General features: G+C 43.9%; 1 protein-coding gene. It reads left to right on the forward strand.

Going from position 1 to position 296, the window contains the following annotated elements; all coding sequences use genetic code 11:
• The coding region (locus tag IQR33_RS02395) for a UvrD-helicase domain-containing protein (RefSeq protein ID WP_193843477.1) at positions 1–296 on the forward strand (296 nt) is incomplete at both ends.

Genomic DNA, 296 nt, shown 5'->3' on the forward strand with positions numbered 1-296 from the left:
GGTGGTGCAAAGTATGTTCAAAACTTCATGGGGCTATCCTTGTCCTATGGTCGTGGTCCTAAGTCTGAGTTCGAGCACCAGTCCAAAACCAACCCAAACCTGACTTTTGATGAGAAAGCCTTGTTAAGCCATTGCGTCTGTATCTGGAAGGTCTACTACAGACGAATGATTGAGCTGAATGCTATTGATTACGACCATATTCTCGTCCATGCGGTAAAAATTCTCACACATGATGTAGGTTTTAGAACCTGGTTGCAAAACCAGTTTAAAGCAGTACTTGCCGATGAGCATCAGGA

The organism is Vibrio sp. OPT46, assembly GCF_015163535.1.
Classification (GTDB): Bacteria; Pseudomonadota; Gammaproteobacteria; order Enterobacterales; family Vibrionaceae; genus Vibrio; species Vibrio alginolyticus.